Origin of the sequence: Oceanispirochaeta sp. M1 (assembly GCF_003346715.1) — a bacterium.
In the GTDB taxonomy this organism is placed as follows: domain Bacteria; phylum Spirochaetota; class Spirochaetia; order DSM-2461; family DSM-2461; genus Oceanispirochaeta.
The window spans coordinates 61007-82606 of sequence record NZ_QQPQ01000005.1 but is presented as its reverse complement, the minus strand read 5'-3'; the positions used below and the strand labels follow the sequence as shown (position 1 = coordinate 82606).

The window sequence follows — 21600 nt, the reverse complement described above, 5'->3', positions numbered from 1 at the left end:
ATTATAGACCCTTTTCAGGCAAGCATCGGCTCAAGTACTTTCTCCATCTCTACGGCTGAAAAGTATTTGGGGGGAGCATAAAAATAGAAGGCTTCTTTACTGGCACGTTCGGCCAGTAAAGTTAAATCCTCTTTCCTCAATTCCCTGACTGTTTCCGGAATCTCAAAGGTCTTATTCAAATCTCTGATTTTCTGTATAAAAGCCTCTGCCATTTCTCTAGTTGATTTACCCTCATTTTTCAATCCTGCTGCCTCTGCCAGTTCGGCAAGACGTGTATCGCATTTATCAATGGATGCTTCCAGAACATGGGGCAGAACAATTGCATTGGCAAGTCCATGAGGAACATGGTAAAGACCACCGAAGTTATGGGCTATGGCATGTACATTTCCAACTAAGGCTCTCGTAAAGGCAGCACCTCCATAGTAGGAGGCCCACATCATGTTCTCTCTCGCCTGAGTATTTTTTCCATCTTTGAAGCAGGTTTCAAGGTCCTCAAAGATTATTTTTACAGCCCTGCGGGCATAGTCATCAGTTAATTTTGTTGGAATGGTGCTGATATAGGCTTCAACCGCATGGGTCAGTGCATCCATTCCGGTAGTGGATGTAATATGGGGAGGGAGGCCGTAAGACAGTTCAGGGTCCATTACCGCCAGGGAGGGGATCAGCTTGGGTGAATCAACTGCATATTTTGCTTTGGTTTCCGGATTTGTAATTACTGCTGCAACTGTACATTCTGAGCCTGTTCCGGAAGTGGTCGGTACGGCTATGAGATGTTTTATTTTTTTTCTAATTTTAAAATACCCTGTCATCTGCATAATGCTGGTTCGGGGATTCGTCACTCTGGCCGAGGCCACCTTGGCGCTGTCCATGGAGGACCCTCCACCAAATCCGATAAAACAATCACAGTTCTTCTCAATAAACATCTCTCTGGCTTCTTCAATAACCTGAATAGTCGGATTGGGAATTATTTTATCATACACAGCATATTCGATACCCTGTTCTTTAAAGTTATCCAGCATTCCCTTTAGGAGGCCGACTCTTACAATCCCCTCATCTGTAACGATAAGAGGCTTTTTAAAGTTATTCTTCTTGAGATAATCAGATATTTTGAGTACGGACCCGGGTCCTGTCAGAGTTTCCGGTTCTACAAAATTGAGTGCGGCAATCAGAACTTTAACTATTTTCTGATAGGCTTTTATCCCGCTGACTTTAATTCCATTCATCATTGGTCTCCTTGATACATCATATTAACTTCATTTTGTAATTAACTGTGTAAAATAATAAAATAGAACGCGTTCTGTTTTGCATGATAAACCTGAGTAGACCTGCTGTCAAATAGTTCCGATATTTAATTCTTTGTGGTGGTTCTGATTAATCAAATAAGGGCTGCCACCGAAAAGGAAGACAGCCCTCGAATATAAGATTAAGTAATCAGATACAACTAGATAAACATATTGCTCTGGGAATCATCGGCGGCACCAAGGAAGGAGGCTACTCCTCCGATCTCTACACCTTCCATCAGTTCCTCTTCCTGAATACCCATAACATCCATGGACATCTGGCAGGCTACAAGGCGGATGCCGTTTTTCATTGCTGATGCCAGCATCTCTTCTATACTGTCGATGCCGAGAGCCTTCATTCTTTTCTTCATCATCCAGGCTCCCATGCCTCCCATATTCATCTTGGAGAGGCCAAGTTTTCCGCTGTGATCAGGGAGCATCATGCCGAACATTTTACCCATAAAGTCTTTTTTGACACCCTTGGTTTTTGTATGTTTTTTCAGGAAGGATAGTCCCCAGAATGTGAAAAATATAGTTACATTCTTACCTGCGGAAATTGCACCGTTGGCGATGACCATGGTGGCCAGAGCCTTATCCATATCATCAGAGAACATAATCAGACTGGTTCCATCCTGAGGTCCACGGCCCATACTTGCAGCCTTGGGAGCACCGCCTTTTTTGATGACAGCAACAACCTTGGGGCCGTTCTGTTCAACTGAGACAACAGAGTTTCCGGTCATCTTGGCCCAGGCGTATACATCCTTGGCAAAACCGGGATCTGTGGCAGTTTCCTGAATCATTTCACCTGGTTTCAGAATATCCATCTCTTGTTTCAGCTTAAGGACAGGACCGGGGCACTGAAGACCGCAGGCATCAACCTGGATGGTTTTAATGGGACCCTCTTCCTTATGGGCATTGGGATCGGCCTGATAGATATTATCATCATGACCGATAAAGTCTTTTTCGAAGATGTCTTCGTTGCTCTGCTGCTGTGTGGAAAGTTCGTAGGTTTTCAAACCTCCAGAGAGATTGTACACATCATCAAAGCCGTTCTGACGGAGAATACGTTCAGCCATATAGGCTCTCTTGCCGACACCGCAGAAAACAACGATCTTTTTGTCTTTGGGGATTTCGGTCATACGGCTGCGAATCGTGGGAAGTGGAATGTTCACTGCGCCGTCAAGGGTGTCGATACCGAATTCATCTTCCGTACGGACATCGATAGCAAATAGATCTTCCTTATTGAGATCCCTCAGTTCATTCCAGCACAGATGGCGGGATGAGCCGTTCAGGATATTTTCAGCTACGAAACCGGCAATATTGATTGGATCTTTTGCAGATGAGAAGGGAGGTGCGTAGGCATGTTCAATTTCCTGCAGATCATCAATAGTTCCGGCGTGGCCGAGTATGACAGCAAAGAGATCGATTCTCTTATCAACACCGCTGTAACCGACAATCTGGGCGCCCAGAAGTTTACGGTCATCATTGAAAATGGTCTTGATGGTCATAGGATCTGCATCGGGATAGTATCCGGCATGACTTGTGGCATGGATTACAAGAGATCTGTAGTCTTTACCTTTTACCTTACCCATCCGGGCCAGCTGTTTTTCAGAGAGCCCTGTTGAGGCAACAGTCAGGTCAAAAACCTTGGCGATTCCTGTTCCAATGGTTCCTCTGTACTCTCTCTTATTGCCTTCTATTATGTTGTCCGCAACCATTCTACCCTGTTTATTTGCGGGGCCTGCCAGGGGAACTCTTAAAGGATCTCCTGTAATGGGGTTGGGATACTCTGTCGCATCTCCCAGAGCATAGATGTTTTCATCATTGGTCAGGAGATTTTTATTGATTTTAATACCACCGGTGCTTCCAATTTCAAGTCCTGCATCCGCTGCCAGTTTGACATCGGGCCTGACACCGATAGACAGGATTATCAGGTCTGCTTCGATAACTCGGCCGCTCTGCAGGGCGATATGAACACCGCCGTCTTTTTCTGTAAATGAGGAGACACCGTCTTTAAGATAGAACTCCACACCCTTAACCTTGAGGTGCTGGTGCACTTCCGCGGCCATTTCATAGTCCAGAATATTCATTACCTGTTCGGCAGCTTCAACGATTGTAACAAAGATACCCAGCTGGTGGAGGTTTTCCGCCATTTCCAGGCCGATGAAACCTGCGCCGATAATTACGGCTCTTTTGGGTTTATTATTTTCAATAAAAGACTTGATCTTATCTGTGTCGGGAACATTTCTGAGAGTGAATATCTTCTCTGAATCTATTCCGGGGATTCCGGGTCTCAGAGGTTCTGCTCCGGGAGAGAGGACAAGCTTATCGTAGGCTTCTTCATTGATCTCCTGGGTATCAAGGTTCTTTACGGTGATTGTATTACGCTCTTTGTTAATGGCGATAACATCATGTCTTACTTTTACATTTACATTAAGAAGCTCGGAGAAGCTTTCGGGAGTCTGCACAAAGAGTCTATCTCTTTCGGCAATGGTTCCTCCGATGTAGTAGGGAAGACCGCAGTTGGCGTAGGAGATATAGGCTCCACGCTCAAAGATAGTTATTTCGGCTTTTTCGTCCAGGCGTCTGAGACGGGCCGCCGTAGTAGCTCCCCCTGCAACACCACCGATTATCAGTACTTTCATATATTGTCTCCTATTCTACAGAAACTGATTAGCAATTCCTGCATGTTTATTGTTAAGTCCTAAGGGCCTATTCTACAGGAACTGATTTGCAGTCCCTGTATTTCCTATGTTGAGGCCTGAGGGCCTGTTTTGTATTCGTTCTAAAATTATAGATATATTTTAATCAATATATAAAATACTATATACATTAATACTGATCAATAGGTTTCGATTATTTTTTATCAATAATTTTAAAGCGATTATTCCTAAATGCTAAGAATGAGCTCTAAGCTGATAAATCGAAGGAGAAAGGGTTAATCTATAAAAAATTATAGTTGATGATTATTGAGATTTCATTCTTCTTTCATGAAATTAAGAAAAAGATGGAGTTCTTTTGAAGGGGATTGGCGAATTTGTGTATTTTTACGTTTATTTTGACAGAAAAAACCGGGAACGGCATTTTAAGGGATGAACCGTTCCCGGAATAATTATTTCATTCCGTTCTCTATCGTCTTTATGAGATAAGGACGAATTTCATTTGATTTGACAATATCGTCGATTGAACCAACTTCCTTTGCCCTGTTTACAGAGTGGATCTGATCAAACTTCTGACCAAGAGCAGTCTGTTTTTCATTGTAGACCTTCCCTACAAGTTCATCGTATTCCTTCTGGGAACAGCTTCCCTTGTTCAGACAGTCCAGCATTGAGGTGATTCTCTTGTCAGAGTATGTCTCCTTCTGCACTTCCCGGGGGAATACTACTGCCGCTGCAGGTGCTCCACCCAGAACCGAGGCAAATGAGCCTTCCAGAGCCGCGGCTCTGAGATTGGGGTTCAGGGATTTAGAGAATACCACATAGGCTCCGCCGTGGTAGCGTGCAACAACCAGGAAGGCTATGGGTCCCTTGAAGTTGACGATGGCTCTTCCGATCTCCGCCCCGTATTCCAGCTGCAGGTTTCTCAGACTCTCGGGAGAACCGTCGAATCCTGAAAGGTTAGCCATGATAATTAGGGGTATCCTTCCTGAGAAGGCATTTATACCCCTGGCGACCTTTTTGGACGACTGGGGGAAGAGGGTTCCGCCGGTCCACATCTCGGGTCCGTCATGGGGGATCGCACCCATTCTGTTAAGGGGGCGGCTCTCTATACCTATCATACCTGTTGCTATTCCTCCCACTCTGGTTTCCCAGATGATAGAGGTGTCAGCATCCTTCATTCTCTGCCAACGTTCGAAGTAACCGGCATCTCTGTCGATAACCGATTTCATAACCTGACGTATATCGAAGGGTTTCTTTCTTTCGGGATTTTTTTCATGACTGAATATATCACCGATTGTCTTGAATCCCTGATCCAGGAAGTCGTTATAGCTCTCTTTTGTTACATCCCTGTCTATGGGGTCGTAAGTTTCCATACGGGGAGGATAAGTCTCTCCGGCAACCCTGTAGGTATATCCGTAGTGATCCAGAAGTATTTCATAGGCTTCTGCAAGGTTGCGTGCCCTGATCTGGGACTGCCCGTTGGGACCCATGATTTTTTCGGCACCGCCAATATCAAGATTTGTCTCTCCCGATACGGAACCGGAAAAGTCCAGAGCCCTCTTTCCTGTAAGGAGGAGGGAGGCATCGTCGGTCATGATCAGTAGACCTTTTGTATGCATCAGCATGGTGGCTTCGGCATTCCAGTAGGACTGAGCACCCACATTGACCCCGGGAACGATGATGTTTATCTCACCCCCCGCCTGAGTGAAATGGATTATCCGCTGCAGAGCTGATGCCGTCCAGTCCAGATTCTCAGTACCTGTTTCCATGTCAATTTTTGCACCCGATGAAATGGGCAGCCATTCAACGGGAATCTGTCTCTCTTCTGCCAGATCCAGGGCTCCAATTACACGGCGGCACTCAGGTTCTGCCAGAGATCCCAGGTCTTTTGTGGGATCAGAGAGTATGATAACACGTTCAAGCTGTGCCTTCTGATTGGGGTGAGGGTGGCGGATAAGACCGAATACAACATTCGATTTGTTCTCTCCGTACTCCCTTTTTTTAACTGAAACAACTTTCTGAGAGCCCTCTTTATCAACCTCTATATCAAACTCTTCAAAATCACCTCTGGGGAATCCTTTGTAGAGGGGCAGTCCGGCATAGGTAATCATTCTGATAAACTCATAGGGATAAACCATATTCCTCTGACGGGCCCGGACTACCTTGCTGGTATAGTTGTTCTGAGTCAGCAGAGGAGAATCCTGGGGTTTTCTGGAACGCATGGTGAACTGATCCTGTGAGATATTGGAAATATTCAGTTCCAGCTCTCTTACAGCATCTTCACTCCAACGTTTACGTCTTGTATAGACAACTACTTTTTCCAGACCCAGGTCATGAGTCAGGGGAATAATCTTCTTTCCATAATCCTGCATCTGCATCAGTTTGAGATTCTGTAGAGATCTGTTATGCAGGATAATTCTGTTCCACTGAAGACGGAATTTGTAACGTGCCTGAACCGATCTCATTGCGAATACACAGTCCATAAAGACCGATTCGAACATGATCATACGGCTGATGCTCTTATCTTCCCATTCCGGTTTAGGATCAGAAAAGCTTCCCAGTGCAAAGAGTCTCTTATCCTTGGGATTGTTCTTTTCGACGGACTCCAGAAGAGTCACTGTATCGGATTTGTATAGAATTTTGTTATCAAAATTGCTGAAGCGGATGACTCTGAGTTCTCTGAACTCAAGGGGACTGAATCCTCTATACAGAACATTCTCTTCCCAGCTTGTGCCATTGTTGTCGTAGCTTCTATAGAACTTGGGTTCCCCGGGACATAACCATCCTATGCGAAGAGCTTTTACTCTCTGGTCCAGCTTCCAGGGAGCCTTGTTGAGGTAGACAATATCAGCTTCCTTATCAGAGATGATCAAACAATTGATCTTGATTCCCTCTTCTCCGCAGAGATCAGTAAGATCTTCTACAACGCTCAGTCTGAGGTCCTCTTCCCTGATGACAGTGGTTATATTTTTATGAATCAGGTCATGATCCAGGTTTCTACTCTCACAGTAATAGGCATTGTAGTGTTCATTCTGCAGAAGCCGGCCGGTTATGAACTCTCTGTCTCTGTTCATCCTGCGTCCCAAGGATTCTACTCCCAGGGCTTTTCTCTTCTCATCAGAGCTCAGGGCCTGTTTACATAGAAGATCTTTTATCTCCGCGGATGAATCGATTATGGTTCGCATATCTTCGGATATCTTCTTTTTTGAAGCTCCGGTCTCTGTCATCTCAGCAAGCATTCTCTCGATGGCCTGACTCTGCTTTTCCCTCATCTTTGTCACGGTATGGGCATCGATAATCTTATACCTGGCATAGAGGGCGGCATCGGCGGTAGAGGGATCTTTAGTTTGTGTCAGTTCAACGATAGCACTGACCAATGCAGACAGTTCGCTAAGTTTTTCCTGAGGAATCTTCAGATCCTGAAGAGAGAAGAGTATATTTTTCAGAACATCCAGTTTGCTGTTGAGTTTGTTATGGGATTGAAAAATCCTGTACAGGGCTCTATTGCTCTCATCTTTGGATGCATCATCCTTATGGTAGTAGGCAGTACAGTTCTCAAGGTCTTTGATAAATTCTTCGGGAAGACCCTTCTTTTTATCATCGTGTCTGAGAAAGTAATGGGTCAGCATCTCCTGATAGCTAACAGGACGGGCAAAGCTTTCGGAGCTGATTTCAATTGTGGTAAACAGTTTTTCAACGGCGTTGAAGCTGCCGATAATCCTGACTATAGGATCAATTACCCTTTCCATCTGAGAAGGATTTTCTTCCAGGTGACAGACAATATTTTCATAGGCTGCATCAATAGAACCACTGTAGTCATAACCTCTGAAAAGGGCATCCAGTTCGGTAAGGAGTCTATTTGTCTTTTCATCAACAGATTCTTCACATACGGGGAAGCTGACGGCTTCACAGCTGCTCTCTTCCTCTTCTTCACTCTGTTCTTTTATATCAAGAAGAACCAGAGGCTGACCCGCTGTTATCTGGGCACCGTCTGTAATACAGATCTCACTGACGATTCCGTCTCCCGGAGATTCAACAAGCATTTCCATTTTCATGGCTTCAAGGACAACGAGAACATCACCTTTTTTAACCTTATCCCCTTCTTTGCACTGCAGAGAGAGAACGATGGAAGGGGAGGGTGATTTTACATAACCACCGGAGTCACTTTCCAGCATGACGGGATATCCATCCACTTCGCACTGAAGCATATCCGCTCTGTTCACCATCAGGATGTTGTAGCGCTTTCCTCTGTAGATAAGCAGGGATTCCTGTTTTCCTTTTCGGTAGCTGCAGATGATTTCCTGTCCTTCATACTGAATGTGGTACCTGTCGTTATCCACACTCCGGACCTTGAATTTATAGCTGTTTCCTCTGTTGGAGAGGGTTATATCATATCCTTTGGCTCCGGCCAGGGTCCTGGGGCGGCCTATGCGGTTGATCTCTTCTTCAAAATTCAGGTAGTCCGTGTTGAACTGCTCATTATAGAGTTCAACGGCACCTGCCAGGAGTGCGGCTCGTGTATTTTTATCTTCACATATTACAATGCGGTCTTCCAGAAGTGTCTCAACAAAACCGGTATGAACTCCGCCTTCCTTGATCTCCTTCATATTGAGCAGTTCCAGAAGGAAGGCCCTGTTTGTGGTTCCGTTGTGGATATTTATCCGCAGGGAGTGAAGAGCCTGTTCAAGTCTGGCCAGTGCTTCGGGGCGGGTGGGGGCATGGGCAATGATCTTGGCAACCATTGAGTCAAAATCCGAGGGGATTTCACTTCCTTCCTCAATTCCCGAGTCCACACGTATACCGGGGCCTGAAGGAGCTTTAAAGAGTTTTACATGTCCCGGAGCGGGGCTGAAATCCCTGTCGGGATCTTCTGCATTCAGACGCACTTCGACCACAGCGCCGTTAGGCTTTCTGTCTCTCAGGTCTACTGTCTTTCCCCTGGCCACATCAATCTGTCCCTTTACGAGGTCTACAGAGTAGAGTGTTTCTGTAATGGGATGTTCCACCTGAAGACGTGTATTTACTTCCATGAAGTAGTATTCATTACGGTTCAGATCATAGAGGTACTCCACCGTACCGGCACCCACATAGTCTGCCGCCCTGATAAGTCTCTGAGCGGCCTCTTCCATCTCTTTAAGAACTTCTGAGGGGAGTCCGACGGGGGGAGTCTCTTCTATTATTTTCTGGTTTTTTCTCTGAACCGAACAGTCTCTGACTCCAAATGTATTAACTATGCCGTGGCTGTCAGCCAGACACTGAACTTCAAGATGTCTTCCTCTCACTACGAGAGCTTCTATAAATACAATATCATTTCCGGTTATACGAATTGTCTCTTCCTGTGCCGACTTGAACTGGGATGCCAGTTCTTCGGGGGTTCTGACAAAACGGATACCCCGGCCGCCTCCGGCATTTGAAGCCTTTACTATTACAGGATAACCGATCTCAAGGGAGATTTTTTCAGCATCATCAATATCCTTTACGGCTCTGCGGCTCCAGGGGAGGATGGGTACATCCGCTGTTTCGGCCAGATCTTTTGCCTGGATCTTGTCACCCAGAAGAGCCATCGCCTCGCTGGAGGGACCCATAAATGAGATATTCAGGGCCTCAATTTTTTCGATAAAGGGTGCGTCTTCGGAGACGAATCCCCAGCCGACCCAGATTGAATCACAATTTTTTGTCTGAATACCCTGAATCATCAGTTCATGATCAAGGTAGGGCGATTTCTGTTTACCCGGAAAATCGGGCAGATCTGAAAGGAGGAGTACATCATCCGCCATTTTGACAAAGGGTGCTTCCTCTTCAGCTTCTATATAGAATGCTACTGTTGTCAGTTCTGTTCCGTGGAGTGAGTTGTACTCTCTAACCGCCCTGATAAAACGCAGGGCTGCTTCGCCTCTGTTGATAATTCCGATTCGTGCATTGTCTTTAAGGATAACCTTCTGCATATACCGTCCTTTGGTTCTGATAAGGGCAGACTGTCCGAGTCTGCCGTAGAGTCCCTATAATCTATGTAGTGGGACTCTTTATCCAATCTTTATTTTGACAATATTTGGAGATTTGTCAATAACCTAACAATCAAAGACTGAAAAGTCTTTGATCCAGGATGTCAGGGCATGTCCTCCCTCCGGATAGATTATACACCCTGCTTCGGGGATGAGTCTTTTCAGCCGGTCAGCGCTTTTTCCGGTATTGAGTTGTGCATCTTCCGGATCAGGGATTTGATGCCTCTGTCTCCTTTTATCAGGGAGAACAGCAGTCTAAAGAGATATCCTCCTCTGACAGCAGCCAGACCTGAAGGACTTATAAGTAAAACAGTCTTTACTTTTTGGAGATGATCCATCGCAAATCGAAGAGATGCCCAGGCTCCCAGAGACTGTCCCCCAGATTAACCTTATTCATTGAACCTCTCCTCCAAAGTGGTTTTTAGTTCCGATGCCCAGAGTTTTTCCTCTTTCAGAGCCTTTAAGCGTCTGGTTGTGATGCTTTTCCATATCAGTCTTTCCCGTTCTGAGCGCTCGGGGAAGCCCTTTTTTCTGCGGAATTCCTCCCTCAGAATGACTTCTCTTTCTGATATTAGATTTCCATATTCCTGCAGCAGCTGCAGAATCAGTCTTGTTTCCAGTATTTCTGTGAATGCCAGTTGTACAAGAAAGGTATTCTTTACCTGTTCCAGTTCAGGCAGTGCCAGCAGTTCTGTTTTCAGTGCTGTATAACCTTTGTCTGTCAGACTGTATATCTTTTTTGCCGGGCCGCTCTTCGGCTGTTCCAGAGTTGAGATCACAAGCCCTTCAGAGTGGAGGCGTATCAGGGTTCTGTATATCTGGTTGTTGTTGCCGGACCAGGGAATGAAATCCACTCCGTTAAAACACTTTTTCAGGTCGTATCCGCTTTGAGGGTTCCAGCTGAGAAATCCCAGTATGGTTAATTCTATGGACATATGTGTTCTCCTGTTTAGCTCTGTCGTTACTATGTTATTAATAACCTATGTTATTATATCTGTCAATGAAAAACTGGTATTCACTTCAGGAAAATTTTAAAATTGAAATCCATGAGTAAAATAACTGGATCAAAAACAATGAAATATGATTATGCGGTGATAGGGGCATGTAAGGCCGGACTGACTGCTGTAGAGACTCTGCGGGAAAGGGCTCCTGAAGCATCTATACTCCTTATCAACGGAGAAGACAGACTCCCTTATAAGAGAACTCAGTTGACTAAAAAACTGGCCTCAGGCTTTTCACCCGATGATTTTTCCCTCAAAGATGAAGGGTGGTATTCAGATAATTCTATCGAGCTGTGGAATAATACCCGGGTCCTTGAGATTGATAAGGAAAAGCATGAACTGATCTGTTCTGACGGTAGAACCGCAGTCTGGGGAAAGCTCCTTATAGCGACAGGGGCCATCCCTTTTCAGGTGGACATACCTGGAAGAGAGTTTGTTAAGCATCTGAGATCCGCTGCAGATACTGAGATTCTCAGAGCCGAGCTGCTGAGTTGCAGGCGGGTTGCAGTGATCGGGCAGGGTGTTGAAGGTGTTGAAATCGCCGAACAATGCAGGAAGATGGGGCTGGAGGTTCATCTGACCGGCCGGGACAGTCGTCTGATGCAGCGATGGCTGAACCAGAGGCTGTCTGGAAAACTCCTGAGTCTATTTAAATCCGAAGGTGTTCACTGCAGCTTTAGCCGGGATGTCAGTAATATCACAAAGGAGGGGGATCATTACCGGGTACATAGTCCCGGAGAGGTCCTTGAGGTTGATATTGTACTCGCCTCTACAGGAATCAGGGGAAATCCGGCACTGGCGGAAGCCCTCGGGATATACGGCAAAAAAGGGATAGCCTGTGATACCTCTCTTCAAACCCGTATTCAGGATATTTATGCTGCAGGGGATGCGGTTGAGGTTCCTTCCGGATGGCCTCGGGGGTTATGGCACTGGGCGGAATATCAGGGCAGAACCGCAGGGATGAATATGAGTGGTGAATCTCAGAAAATTGAGAATATTCCAACCAGACTTAAATGTGAGCCCTTCGGCAAATTTTACTTTTCAATGGCTCTGCCGGATGTAAATGAAGATGATAAGAGTACTGTGTTCTTTGATGATAAGAGAGGCTACCTTAAGATTTTTGAGAGGGAAGGACGTAGTGTTGCCGCTTTGATGGAAGGTCTCAGTAAAGATGATTCAAAAATCCTGGAAAAGGGGATACATCAGGGGATGCCGGCGGAATCACTGGCCTCTTCTTTTATATGAAATCATTGGCAGTGTGATGAATGAATATTGACATATACTAGTAATACTATCATAATACTAGTATATGAAAACTATAAGTATACCAAAAAAAGTAAATTCGACCGTTGTACGGCTGGTTGGAGGCCAGGTATTCCTCCTGTCCCTGTTATATATTCTGACTGACTGGGCTCTTATTCCTGCATTTCTGGCAATTGATTTTGCAATCAGAGCATCGGGATACCCACGATTCAGCTTGCTTGCAGAGACTGCCATTCTTATCAGCAAAGTTTTCGGCCTGAAAAATCGCCCAATATTCTTTGCACCAAAAAGATTTGCAGCCCTTATAGGACTGATACTCTCTTTGACAGCATTAATCCTATCAATTGTCTCTTTGACTGACTCATCCCTGGTATTTATTGCTGTTCTTGGACTCTTTTCTTTTCTTGAGTCTGGTTTCGACTTTTGTGCCGGATGTAAAATCTTCGGTTTTCTGATGCATAAAGGGTGGATACCCACAAAGTACTGCAGCGACTGTGCCTATTAATTAAAAACAGTCCTGCAGGCTTTAAGCCGGGGGACTGTTTTTATATTTTTCAGATCAGGATTCAGCGGATGGCGTCATGTCCCCGATGGCATTAATAGTGGGTTCAATAAATTCTTTATTGAAGGCTATTTTTTCCTCTTGATATCAAGAATAAGGGCTGCTGCGAAGATAAATAACGAAAGAATCAGAAAAGGAATAACCATATCTTTTTTCAGTCCACCGATAACTATGTAGACAGAGCCGATTCCCGCCAGTGTGGGTGCAACATAGCGCTGAAAGAGTGAGAACTCCTTGAAATGGCGTATATACCAGACATAAAGAGATATATAGATAGAGTAGAGGAATACTATGGGCAGTTCGGAAATATCCATAAATCCTCCCCACCAGCCATGAAAATTCCCATACCAGATCATCAGCCAGAAGAGGGAGATTGCAAGACCGGCCAGAGCGGAATTAAGGGTAGATCCTGTTTTGCTGTTGATGCTGCTGAAGAACTTCACTCCGGGCCCTCTGTTTCTGGCTGCAATGGAGTACATTCCTCTCGCGGATGCCATGATAAGTCCGTTAAGAGTTCCCAGACAGGAAATAACTACAAAGGCTGTCAGCAGAGAGCCTCCTATATTTCCGAAAATCTTTGAGATTACCAGCACAGGGGCATTGTCTCCCGCCTGGAGTATGGCTTCATTGGATAATACTCCTGAAATACCCATGTAATAAAACATATAGATCAGCATTATTGCTATTGTACCTGTGACAAGGGCCCGGGGAAGGGTTTTTTTTGCATCCCTTATTTCAGCATTGATGGAGGTGGCTATGATCCATCCCTCATAGGCAAAGGCAGTTGATACTGTTGCCAGGGCCAGACCTCCGCCATCTGCAGCCAGGGTTCCCGCGGTTCTTGTAAAACTGTCAAAGGTCTGTCCGCTGATGAGCCCCCCGATGGTACCTGTAATACCGATAAGAGCCAGGGGAATCAGTTTGATAATTGTTGCACTCACCTGCCATCGTCCTGCCAGCATAGGAGAGAGAATACTCAGGAGGAAAAACAGGAGCATATAAATAAGAGCCAGCCCCCATAGACCCTGTTCCCAACCCATAAGGGCTACCGTATAATTGGCAGAAACCCAGGATAGAACGGCAACGAGAGCCGGGTAGTAGATAAAAGTCATAAACCAGGCAACAAGATAGGCTGCGTTCTCACCGTAAGCGGCTTCGAAATAATCCACCATGCCGTTGACTTTCTCAATCTGAGAAGCTATGCGGGAAAATACATAGGCTGTAATAACCATGATTGATCCGCCTATGAGCCAGGCCAGGAGTGCCATGGGCAGCCTGCCGCCGGCAGCGGAGAGGACATCATCGGCCTTAAAAAAAACTCCTGAGCCGATGGTGATCCCCACAACCATGGCGGAGGCGGTCCAGAATCCGTATCTTTTTGGGATGGAATCTCCCGAAATTTCATTCATACAGTTATCCTTAGTAAGCGAGTATCGTGAAAAAGGTAACGTATGATCCCGATATTGGCAATAGAGGTATTCTCTTGTCTGATATCTGCCCCTCGTTTCTCAGTCTTATTCCAGAAGTTTTGTCCCTCCGGGGTTTAAACCGGCCTGCTCATCCAGTTTGAAGAAAGTGATAAGCTGTGACAGATGGCTTGCCTGAGATGACAGTTCTTCCGCCATGGCCGCAGATTCTTCAGCAGCAGAGGCATTCTGCTGTACAACCGTATCAAGCTGGGTTACAGCAAGGGATATCTGCTCAGCACCGATGCGCTGTTCCTTATTGGATGAGGATATTTCCTGTATCAGACTGGCTGTGTTTTTAATCTGAGGTACAAGCTCCTGCATCAGTTCACCGCTGCTGTTCGCCTGGGATACACTGCTGAAAGTGAGCTCCGATATCTCCTCTGCGGCTTTTTTACTGCTTGCAGCTAGTTTTCCCACTTCTGCGGCTACAACGGCAAAACCTTTACCCTGTTCTCCTGCTCTGGCAGCTTCGATGGCTGCATTTAGGCTGAGCATATTGGTCTGACTTGCAATATTCTGAATAATAGATATTTTTTCTGCAATATTTTTCATGGCTTCTACAGTCTTCATAACAGCCTGACCGCTATCTTCAATCTGAATGGCTGCCTTTTGTGAGATCTGTTCGGTTTTATGTGCATTCTCTGAAGACTGTTCAATGTTGGACATCATCTTTTCCATGGAGGAGGATACTTCTTCAGCAGATGCCGCCTGTTCTGTGGCTCCCTGTGAGAGCTGCTGGGAAGTAGAACTGAGCTGTTGACAGCCGGCACTGACATTGCTGGAACTGATCAGTACCTGGGTTACAATATGGTTCAGACTGTTCCGCATCTCCTTAAGGGCTTCGGCCAGCTGTCCGACTTCATCTTTCTGGTCCATATCTATGGTGGCTGTGAGATCTCCCTCTGAGAGGCTGACGGCAAATTTGATACCCTTTGTCATGGCATTGGTTATACCTTTGGAAATGATCAGTGCAAGAAGAATTGCAGTTATAACAGCTATTGCACTGATTATCAGTATCAGCAGTCTGGTACGTTGTGCGGCTTCCAGCATCTGAGCATCAGTCATGATCATGGCGGCGGCACCGCCCCTTATTTCATTCAGGAGTTTCTGTACTTTAAAGAGGGCAGGGCTGGTTTTCCGGCTGTATATATTAAAGGCTTTTCCCATCTGGCGTATATCCTCTTCGGCAATCTCTTTCAGATCATCAAGTCCCCCTATAGTGCTGTAAAGATGGGGGAGAACTGAACTGCTGAAAAATGCCCGGCTTCGGCTCTGATTGCCGCTCATCATAGTATTCAGCTCGGCAGCAGATTCGTGAAGTGCTCTATGATCCTTAAGCATCTCATCCCAGATAGCCTGGAATTCGGAGTTTTTGCTGTTATATAGATTCTGTCCTTCGGGGGATGTTACCCAGCGGCCCAGACTACAGTTATCTGGATTCAGTTCAACAGATAATCTTTTTTCTCCCATGAGAAGACTGTCTCTTATTGATGAGGCCCAGTAGAGGTGTTCAATTTCTCTCCGACTGATTTCAGCAGGAAGCTGATTATCAGCCTGGACGAATACATCCTGTATTTCTGAAGCAGATTCATGGAGGTGCATATGGGGTTCTTCAATTGATTTAAAAAGGGGGGCAAGAGTCGGCATCAGGGTCTCTGCAGCTTCACGTTCGGGACCATAGAGCCATTTTCCAAAGGCACACTGGTGATCATCCAGTTGGACATTTACTTCAGTGACTTCATCATCAGTGAGGAGACGGTTGACATCATTGGCCCAGTTAAGGTGATCGACTTCTTGCTGTGCAAGATTCCCGTTGAGCTGGTTTCCCAATATTACTTCTTTAGCATTTTCAACAATTTGGGATATTCCGATAAAGGTCCATACAGAGACAATAATAAGAAGAAACATTACAGTTCCAAAACCTATTAGCAGTTTTCCCATTATTTTTATATCTTTCCAACCTTTCACAACCCATCTCCTATTGTTAGAATTTCTGTTAAAAAATAAACCTTTATTAACATTTATTATAGGTCATCAGAACATAATATTCAAATGTAATAGTAAATTCTGATTAGTTAATGTTTCTGTGAAACAATCGTAAAATATAGGAACCTTTAGTATCGCTGTTCAGTAATGATGAGAAGTTTATAATAAGGTGTAATGGTTACATTTCAGGCACGGGTATGAAGCATTATGGTGTCCAGAAGCACATCTTCTGCTATAGGCTTGGTTATTACGGCATTGATTCCGGCTTTTTCGAAACGTTCCAGATCATCTTTATGTGAGTAGGCTGTCACTGCGATAACAGGCAAATTTCTGAATTTATCTCTTTTTCGTATTTCCTTCATCACTTCCAGACCGCTTTTCTTGGGGAGTCCCATATCCAGCAGAACAATATCAGGTTCTGACAGTTCGAGCTCTTCAATGGCTTCCTCTCCATTTACCGCCTGAAAAACTTCCCATCCTGCCGATTCAAGAATATTTTCCAGGAGGAAAAGGTTTATCGTGTTATCCTCCACAACCAGTATCTTGAGTTTGTTCTTTTCTGCCGGACTGTCCAGGCGTGAAGGACGGGGGAAACGGGCCTTGTGCTCCGGCAGGGTCAGGCTGAAACAGCTGCCCTTTCCCGGTTCTGAACGGACAGCTATTGAACCATCCATGGCCTGACAGAGATTTCTGCTGATGGCCAGACCCAGTCCTGTTCCACTGTGTACTTTGGTGTATGGTGATTCCAGCTGCAGAAAGGGTGTGAAGATCTCCTCCGTCCTTCCTGCGGGTATTCCAATACCCGTATCTTCCACTTCAATTTCCAGGGTGTCAGAGATTCTGCAGCGGACGTTAATCTTTCCCTTATTGGAGTACTTTACGGCATTGCCTATCAGGTTTGTCAGAATCTGTACGAGTCTCACCTCATCTGTGACAAATCTCCTGTCACTATCAGGAAGCTCCCAGCTCAGTTCCAGTCCTTTGGCCTCGGCATACTCTTTCTGCAGACGGCAGACATTTTCAACAATATTTGGAATATCCAGTGAATCATAGTTGAACTTCATAGAGTCCGAATCCAGCTGTGTGTAGTCCAGTATATCTGAGAAGACTGCTGAAAGATGACGGGCTGAAAAATCGGCAAGATTGTGATACATCTCCAGATCATCATTCATTTCCTGATGTTTCATCAGCTTCAACATGCCTAGTACACCATTGAGAGGGGTTCTTATTTCATGATTGATATTTGCCAGGAACTCAGATTTTGCATTATTTGCTTTTTCGGCAAATTCCTTGGCCAGTCTGAGTTCTCTTGTTCTCTGTTCAACCTTCTCCTCAAGCCATTCATTCATTGACTCCAGAATCAGAGTTTTTTTTCTGAGCTGAACATGAGTTTCAACACGGACAAGTATATCAATATTCTGAAAGGGTTTGGTGATATAATCTACAGCACCTGCCTTGAAGCCTGCGACTTTCTCTTCCATTCCCAAAAGCCCGCTGATAAAAATTACCGGAATAGCTTCGGTCTTGGCTTCGGCTTTCAACCGGCGGCAGAGTTCCAGCCCGTCTATATCGGGCATTGTAATATCTAATAGAAATAGATCCGGGGGATTGCTAAGTCCCTCTTCAAGGCCCTCCAGAGCGTTTGAGCAGCATTTTACATCATACTCTTCCAGGGTCAGTATATCCTCAAGAACTTCTCTTATTACTTCATTGTCATCAACAATAAGAATCTTTGCTTTTTCTTTGGTCATAATTGTACACTCCTGCAGAATTTCAGAAGTCCTTCTGCTTCCCTGAGTACTGTAGTCTTTACAAGCTGTTCATTCTGAAGATCTGATATAGATAGACTGAGTTCTTCGATGCGGATCAGGGTTCCGCTTTGCTTCAGTTTCAGTCTCAGGATAATATGAATTTTATCGGATACTTTGTGATGTCTTATTGTCAGGATCAGAGGAAAAGCTGTGTTTTGAAGTTCTATGAGCTTAGTCAGGGAAATTGTCTCAGAATCTTTCTGTCCCAGATTGAAGAGCTGATGTGTAAGAATGTCGGAAAACAGGTTTATTCCCTCTGTGTCTTCTTCAGCAGGGCTCTGTAGGTCAAGTTGAATCAGGAAACGCTGATCCATTAATACTGACTGTCCGATTTCCCCGCTCTTCTTCTCCGTCTTCTCATTTTCCTGTATCTGAGCTTCCTGATTCTGTTCCTCATCGAGAAGCAGAAAGCAGGGGATATAAGATCCTTTTTCCATATGGATCATCACAGGATCTTTACAGCCTGGTCCATCATAATACTGTCTGAGTCTATCCCGCAGTCTTTTGGCCTCAACCCGGATTCTCGGATCAATCTGCTGATCAAAGGTCATTTCAAGACCGAAAGCATCTACGGCGATGGAAAATTCTTTTATCTGGTTGCTCTCTCCTGCAAGAGTTTTTTCACATACATAACGAAGAAAGCTGCAGGAACGCCTGGCCCCTTTGAATAGGGAGTGGGTGAGTACCTTATTCAGTTCTCTGCTTATCTTCTCATTATATTGTGGAGCTTCAACTACCATCGTAACCTGCCATCAGTTTTTGAATTGCTTTACCCAGCTCATTTATACTATAGGGTTTCTGAATATAAAGTACATTCGAATTTTTCATTATCTCCTGTACGTCATCCTTTTTGCTGTATCCGCTGGAGAGAAGTACCCGGATCTTGCGATGTATTTTCATAAGTTCTCTATAGCATTCAATACCGTTCATCCCGGGCATTATCATATCGAGTATTACGAAATCGTATGATTTTCCTTCCTCTTTAAGAGATTGAATAAAATGGGAACCATCTTCAAATAGATCCAGTTTATGACCTTTCCCTTTTAGGCTTATATTCAGGAATTCTCTGATCATGGATTCGTCATCCACTACTGCAATATTATATGTTGCGCCCTCGTCGACAATTTCTGTGTCATCTGACCGTTCCTGATTTTCACTTCCATCTTTAGGGAAATAGAGACTGAATACGGTACCCCTGTTCTGGGTACTTTGTACGGTGATATTTCCTTTATGCTCCTGCATGGTTCCGTAGACCATGGAGAGTCCCATTCCTGTCCCCCTGCCTACCTCTTTGGTCGTGAAGAAGGGTTCAAAGATCTTGCCTCTTATCTCTTTTGGAATTCCGCTTCCCGTATCTTCAACAGAGACTTTAAGGTAGGGACCCGGAGTCAGTACATAACCCTGAAGAGCACTCATTTTTTCATCGACATTTATAATCTGTGTTGTAAAATAGAGATCTCCCTTATTATCCATGGCATCCCGTGCATTGATGGATATGTTGAGCAGGGCGTTCTGTATTAAGTTGGGGTCACCCTGAATAACAGAATTATCTGCTTTTTCATTGAAATGGATATGTATCTGTTTATTCAGGCTGTGGGAAAGGAGACTCGAAAGTTCATCAATGATATTGTTGATATTGACGGCTATATTCTCCTTTTTCCCTTTTCTGCTGAAGCTGAGAAGCTGGCGGGTCACATCGGAGGCTCTTTCCACTGAGGCTTTCAGCTTCGCTGCATATTTTTCCATCCGTTCATCTGTGACTCCGTGGCACAAAAGATCGGTATACCCCATTATTCCGGCCAACTGGTTATTAAAATCGTGGGCGATTCCTCCTGCCAGTTCACCGATAGCCTGCATCTTCCGGGATTGATTCAGCTGCTCTTCAATAGTTCTGGTTTCTGTGATATCCAGAGTGAAACCTCCAAGCCATATCTCATTTTTCGAGAGATTTATTGGAAATTGTATTTGATGTAAAATTCTGGGCTGATTATCACTGGGAAACTGTGTTTCAAATTCTATAGTCTCTTTTTCTGAACCTTCGTATAGAATCCTGGATTCAGCTTCCTTTATCCTGTTTAGTGTTTCCTCTTCTTTTATGAAATCTTCAAAGACTGGATTCTCTATAGGTTCTTTCAGCAGTGCTAGTGTTGCCGGATTGGCATAGATCATCTGTTCTTTTTTATTACTGATAAAAGCGAATGCCGGAATGTTGTTCATAAATGAAGTAAATTTTTCATCACTCTCCTGAAGGGCGGATTCTATCTCAACTCTATCACTTACATTTAAAGCAATGCAGATTATATTATCAGATTCATCGGTATTCACTCTGTTCAGATACCACTGGAAATACTGTTCCGAGTCAGAATTTTTGATTTTACTTATCAAATTTATCTGCTGAACTGCCTCAATATTCTGTAATTCATCTCTGCCTATTCCATCAGGCAGAATACCCAGGTCGAAAACGCTGCCTTCCATGACTGTTTGTCTGCTCTGATTCAGGAGAGAGAGGGTATATTCATTAACAACTGTGATAGAACCCTCAGGAGTAAGGCGTAGTACAATGGCCTGTAGTTTTTGTACAAGGCTGCGGTATCGGTACTCCTTTTTTAAGGTCTGAGTTATTTTTTTCTTCAGAGTGTTTCGTATAAAAAAACCTGTTACCAGGATAAGGAGGATCAGAAAAAGTGACAGGGAGATGACAATCTTTATCCACAGGGGAATTCTTTCCTCTCTCAAATCTTCGGGGGTCATCCAGAATTGAACATTTTTATAGTAAATTGATTGTTTGTTTTTCTTCCATATTGAAAGATTCCTGTCAATGTCTTCCAGGAGATCCTGATTAGCGCCTTTTTTTACTGTGAAATAGATTGAAAAGGGTGAGAAGAGAATATTACTCCCCACAAGATTGAAAGCTGAAAGATTACGCAATCCGAAATGCTGTGGTGCTGCAGCTGCATGAGCCTCACCGTCTTCAACGGCTTGAAAAGCCTCAAAAAAATCTCTGTATTCATGAACTGTGAAGGACACTCCCAGTGATTCTGCTGTCTTTATAAGATTCTGAGCAGTGATATCACTTTTCATTACTGCGACTATTCTACCCTGCAGATCATTGATATTTGTAATATTGCTGTCGGGACTTATATACACCTGCCCCCATAAATCTACGACCGGTTCTTTGCTGTAGTCCATGATTTCTGCTCTGCTTTCGGACCAGGCTACAGACATCATCAGATCTATTTCACCGTTTTGAAGTCTTTCCAGCCCCTGGCTGAAGCTTCCATCGATATAGCTTACTTTCCATCTTGATTCCCTGGTTATTCCGTTAACAAGGGAAGGGTATAAGCCATCGGAGTGACCGAAATCATTAATAAAATTGATGGGGCTGAAAGAGAAGATCCCTATCTTTACATTCCGTACATTGATTTCAGATCTGTTCTGTGACTGCAGCTGAAAGCTGATGAGTAAAAGAAGTAATAGAGTTATCAGTCTTCGTCTATAATTCATTTTCCAAATATAGCACATTTATTTCTCTTTTTTGTTTGTTTTTTAATTCTGTCTCAGGCTAT

The 21600-nt window shown here is 44.5% G+C and carries 12 protein-coding genes; 3 read left to right on the top strand and 9 right to left on the bottom strand.

Annotated features, from left to right (window positions below; all coding sequences use genetic code 11):
• Positions 1 to 14: 14 nt before the first annotated feature.
• The 3 genes from DV872_RS04555 to DV872_RS04545 all read right to left on the bottom strand — a co-directional run bounded on the left by DV872_RS04555 (position 15) and on the right by DV872_RS04545 (position 9885).
• Positions 15 to 1223, bottom strand: a complete 1209-nt coding sequence (locus DV872_RS04555) for an iron-containing alcohol dehydrogenase (protein WP_114628675.1) — start codon at positions 1221 to 1223, stop codon at positions 15 to 17.
• Between the two features lie 218 nt (positions 1224 to 1441).
• Positions 1442 to 3925: a CoA-disulfide reductase gene (locus DV872_RS04550; protein WP_114628674.1), complete on the bottom strand. Its 2484-nt coding sequence runs from the start codon at positions 3923 to 3925 to the stop codon at positions 1442 to 1444.
• A 467-nt stretch (positions 3926 to 4392) separates the two neighbouring features.
• The gene (locus DV872_RS04545) at positions 4393 to 9885 is read right to left on the bottom strand and encodes a carboxyl transferase domain-containing protein (RefSeq protein WP_114628673.1); all 5493 of its coding nucleotides are present in this window, start codon (positions 9883 to 9885) and stop codon (positions 4393 to 4395) included.
• A gap of 168 nt (positions 9886 to 10053) precedes the next feature.
• On the opposite strand from DV872_RS04545, the gene DV872_RS26480 reads away from it, so the two are divergent.
• Entirely contained in the window at positions 10054 to 10275 is a 222-nt protein-coding gene (locus DV872_RS26480) for a hypothetical protein (RefSeq protein ID WP_114628672.1), read from the top strand.
• A gap of 56 nt (positions 10276 to 10331) precedes the next feature.
• Here the strand turns inward: DV872_RS26480 and DV872_RS04535 are convergent, their stop codons facing one another.
• Positions 10332 to 10877 carry a PadR family transcriptional regulator gene (locus tag DV872_RS04535; RefSeq protein WP_114628671.1) on the bottom strand — a complete coding sequence of 182 codons (546 nt, stop codon included), beginning with the start codon at positions 10875 to 10877 and terminating at the stop codon, positions 10332 to 10334.
• A 111-nt stretch (positions 10878 to 10988) separates the two neighbouring features.
• On the opposite strand from DV872_RS04535, the gene DV872_RS04530 reads away from it, so the two are divergent.
• Together DV872_RS04530 and DV872_RS04525 are read left to right on the top strand one after the other, a co-directional pair.
• The gene (locus tag DV872_RS04530; protein WP_114628670.1) at positions 10989 to 12188 is read left to right on the top strand and encodes an NAD(P)/FAD-dependent oxidoreductase; all 1200 of its coding nucleotides are present in this window, start codon (positions 10989 to 10991) and stop codon (positions 12186 to 12188) included.
• A gap of 64 nt (positions 12189 to 12252) precedes the next feature.
• Positions 12253 to 12711, top strand: coding sequence for a DUF4395 domain-containing protein (locus tag DV872_RS04525; RefSeq protein WP_114628669.1), 459 nt, complete (start codon positions 12253 to 12255; stop codon positions 12709 to 12711).
• Between the two features lie 125 nt (positions 12712 to 12836).
• On the opposite strand, the gene DV872_RS04520 is transcribed toward DV872_RS04525, so the two are convergent.
• The 5 genes from DV872_RS04520 to DV872_RS04500 form a co-directional block, all read right to left on the bottom strand.
• Positions 12837 to 14177, bottom strand: a complete 1341-nt coding sequence (locus DV872_RS04520; RefSeq protein WP_114628668.1) for an APC family permease — start codon at positions 14175 to 14177, stop codon at positions 12837 to 12839.
• 105 nt (positions 14178 to 14282) lie between these two features.
• The gene (locus DV872_RS04515; RefSeq protein ID WP_114628667.1) at positions 14283 to 16205 is read right to left on the bottom strand and encodes a methyl-accepting chemotaxis protein; all 1923 of its coding nucleotides are present in this window, start codon (positions 16203 to 16205) and stop codon (positions 14283 to 14285) included.
• Positions 16206 to 16408: 203 nt separating this feature from the next.
• Positions 16409 to 17974 (bottom strand): response regulator, encoded by a 1566-nt coding sequence (locus DV872_RS04510; protein WP_114628666.1) that lies wholly within the window; start codon positions 17972 to 17974, stop codon positions 16409 to 16411.
• The gene (locus DV872_RS04505; protein WP_114628665.1) at positions 17971 to 18774 is read right to left on the bottom strand and encodes a hypothetical protein; all 804 of its coding nucleotides are present in this window, start codon (positions 18772 to 18774) and stop codon (positions 17971 to 17973) included. The genes DV872_RS04510 and DV872_RS04505 overlap by 4 nt, the downstream gene beginning before the upstream one ends.
• Entirely contained in the window at positions 18764 to 21538 is a 2775-nt protein-coding gene (locus DV872_RS04500; RefSeq protein ID WP_158546830.1) for a response regulator, read from the bottom strand. The genes DV872_RS04505 and DV872_RS04500 overlap by 11 nt, the downstream gene beginning before the upstream one ends.
• Positions 21539 to 21600 lie beyond the last annotated feature (62 nt).